This window comes from Nocardioides sp., assembly GCF_004803405.1.
In the GTDB taxonomy this organism is placed as follows: Bacteria; Actinomycetota; Actinomycetes; order Propionibacteriales; family Nocardioidaceae; genus Nocardioides; species Nocardioides vastitatis.
This window is the reverse complement of sequence record NZ_SSXI01000110.1, coordinates 1-2708: the sequence shown is the minus strand read 5'-3', so window position 1 is coordinate 2708 and position 2708 is coordinate 1. Positions and strand designations below refer to the sequence as shown.

At 70.1% G+C, this 2708-nt stretch carries 5 protein-coding genes; 1 reads left to right on the top strand and 4 read right to left on the bottom strand.

Annotation, left to right across the window (positions count from 1 at the left end):
• The 4 genes from E7Z54_RS08055 to rimP form a co-directional block, all read right to left on the bottom strand.
• Nucleotides 1-291: translation initiation factor IF-2 N-terminal domain-containing protein (locus E7Z54_RS08055; protein WP_206056070.1), on the bottom strand; the 291-nt coding region annotated here is incomplete at its 3' end.
• A gap of 134 nt (nt 292-425) precedes the next feature.
• Nucleotides 426-755, bottom strand: a complete 330-nt coding sequence (locus E7Z54_RS08050; RefSeq protein WP_276606209.1) for a YlxR family protein — start codon at nt 753-755, stop codon at nt 426-428.
• Between the two features lie 89 nt (nt 756-844).
• A complete protein-coding gene (nusA, locus tag E7Z54_RS08045) occupies nt 845-1813 on the bottom strand; it encodes a transcription termination factor NusA (protein ID WP_136432656.1) in 969 nt (322 codons plus the stop codon).
• Complete coding sequence (gene rimP, locus E7Z54_RS08040) at nt 1813-2337, bottom strand: ribosome maturation factor RimP (protein WP_136432654.1); 525 nt, start codon at nt 2335-2337, stop codon at nt 1813-1815. The genes nusA and rimP overlap by 1 nt, the downstream gene beginning before the upstream one ends.
• 125 nt (nt 2338-2462) lie before the next feature.
• Here rimP and E7Z54_RS08035 point away from each other — a divergent pair.
• On the top strand, nt 2463-2708 hold a 246-nt coding region (locus E7Z54_RS08035; protein WP_206056069.1), incomplete at its 3' end, for a hypothetical protein.

Sequence of the window (2708 nt, the reverse complement as noted above, 5' to 3'; positions counted from 1 at the left end):
CTCGGCACGGGCAGCGGCCGGCGCCTCGGCAGGAGCCTCGGCAGCGGGCGCGGCAGCAGCCTTCTTGGCGGGCGCAGGCTTCGCGGCAGGCCTGTCGGCCGCCGGCGCGGCCGGCTTCTGCTGCGAGAGGAGCTCGGCTCCGTAGGTGTCCTCGAACTTCTTCACCGCGGGGGGCTCGATGCTCGAGGAAGCAGTCTTGGCGAACTCGCCGATCGCGCTCAGCTTCTCCAGCGCTTCCTTGCTGGGGATGCCGTACTTCTTGGCGAGTTCGGAAACTCGGGTCTTGGCCACGTCTCTCCTTCTGGCCCCAGACCCGGGTTTCCGGGTTTGTTCTCTGAGACCGTTAGTGGTTGGTGAACACGCTCATCGCGAAGTACTCATCGAGTGCTCATGAGCTGTTGCTCCAGTTCCTGGTCGGGTCTTGATCACGGTCGATCATGGGTGGCACGCGCGTCGATGTAGGCACCCACCGGCGCCGCGGGCAGCCCGGCGCCGAGCCGCAGGGCTCGTGCGAAGGCCTTCCGCCGCACCGCGAGGTCGTAGCAGCCGGGGGTGGGGTGCAGGTGCGCTCCACGACCCGGCGCAGTGCCCTCAGGATCGGGTACGACGGCCGGTTGGCCATCGGGACCCGAGCCGGCGGTCACCCGCAACAACTCGCGTTTGGCAGCCCGCTGCCGACATCCGACGCAGGTCCGGACTGGTCCCTCGGGAGGGATGTCGTCCGGCGTTGCGGGAGATAACAGTTGGCGAGCCACCGACGAACAACTCTAGCGGCTCGGGGGCCCGGATCACGAACCGACGTCCCCACCCGTCATCTGGAGCCGGACGAGCCGCGTCCGGCGGGTCAGGCTTCTTCGTCGGAGTGGATGTCGATCCGCCAGCCGGTCATGCGGGCCGCGAGCCGGGCGTTCTGGCCCTCCTTGCCGATGGCGAGGGAGAGCTGGAAGTCCGGCACCACGACGCGCGCGGACTTGGCGGCCGCGTCGACGATCGTGACCGAGCGCACCTGGGCCGGCGAGAGGGCGTGCGCCACCATCGTCGCCGGGTCCTCGGACCAGTCGACGATGTCGATCTTCTCCCCGCCCAGCTCTGCCATCACGCTTCGGACCCGCTGTCCCATCGGGCCGATGCAGGCGCCCTTGGCGTTCACGCCGGGGACGGCGGTCTTCACGGCCATCTTGGTGCGGTGGCCCGCCTCGCGGGCGATCGCGGCGATCTCGACGGTGCCGTCGGCGATCTCCGGCACCTCGAGCGCGAACAGCTTCTTCACGAGGTTCGGGTGGGAGCGCGACAGCGTGATCTGCGGGCCGCGCATGCCCTTCCGGACCGAGACGACCAGGCACTTGATGCGGGTGCCGTGGCGGTAGTCCTCGCCGGGCACCCGCTCGCTCGCCGGCAGGTGCCCCTCGATCTTGCCGAGGTCGACGAGCACGTCGTCGGGGTTGCGCCCCTGCTGGATGACGCCGGAGATGATGTCGCCCTCCTTGCCGGAGAACTCGCCGTACTTCATCTCGTCCTCGGCGTCCCGGAGGCGCTGGAGGATGATCTGCTTGGCGGTGGTGGCGGCGATCCGGCCGAAGCCGGCCGGGGTGTCGTCGTACTCCCCGATCTTGTTGCCCTCCTCGTCCAGCTCCGCCGCGAGCACCGTGACGTGACCGGTCTTGCGGTCCAGGTCGACGCGCGCGTGGGGCTTGGAGCCCTCGGTCTTGTGGTAGGCGGTCAGCAACGCCTGCTCGATCGCCTCGACGAGGACGTCGAACTTGATCTCCTTCTCGCGCTCCAGCGTGCGGAGGATGCTCAGGTCGATGTCCATCAGTCAGCGTCCTTGTCTTTGCGGTTGAACTCGATCTGCACCAGCGCCTTGCGCACGTCGGCGTACGCCACACGCACCTCTTCGCCTCCGACGTCGACGGTCGCGCCGCTCTCGTCGCAGGTCCGGATCCGACCCACCAGTTCGGCTGCGCCGTCACCGGCGTCGCTGTCCGCGAGGGCGACCTTCACGAGCCGGCCCTCGTTGCGACGCCAGTGCCGCGGCAGCGTGAGCGGGCGGTCGACGCCGCGCGAGGTGACCTCCAGCGTGTAGGGCAGCTCGCCCATGACGTCTGCGGCGCCGTCGGGACCGGCGGACTCGAGGATCCTGTCGATCACCTTCGTCGCCGAGGCGACGTCGTCGAGGGTCACGCCCCCGTCGGTGTCGATCGCGACCCTGAGCACCCGTCGCTTGCCGGCCGGGGTGATCTCGACCGCCTCGACGTCCAGTCCGAGCTCCCGGAGAGGGCCGGTCAAGGCGTGCTCGATCCGTTCGGCAGTCGCTCCCTGAGCGGAATGAGTACCCATGCCGAGTCCTCCCCGTGTCCTGTTGTGACGGTCCAATGGTGCGGTCCGGTGGTGCAGCGCGACGGGTTCCGACGTGGTCGGCGGCCGTGCGCCTCCACGATAGCGGGTGGGGATATGGTCACCGAGTGCTGCACCACCCCACCCACCTGTCCCGACGTGGTCTCCTGGCCGGGGGCCTCGGTGGCCTCGCGGTCCTGGCCACCGGATGCGACGCCGTGGGCGACGTCCTCGGGGGTGAGGAGGGTCCGGGTACGTCGGGAGCGGTCAGCCCGACCGCACCTGCGGCCGACGCCGACGGGGTGCTCGTGGAGGAGGCGGCCGCGGCGATCGCGGCCACCGCGGCACTGGCGGCCGCCACCGGCGCTGCGGTG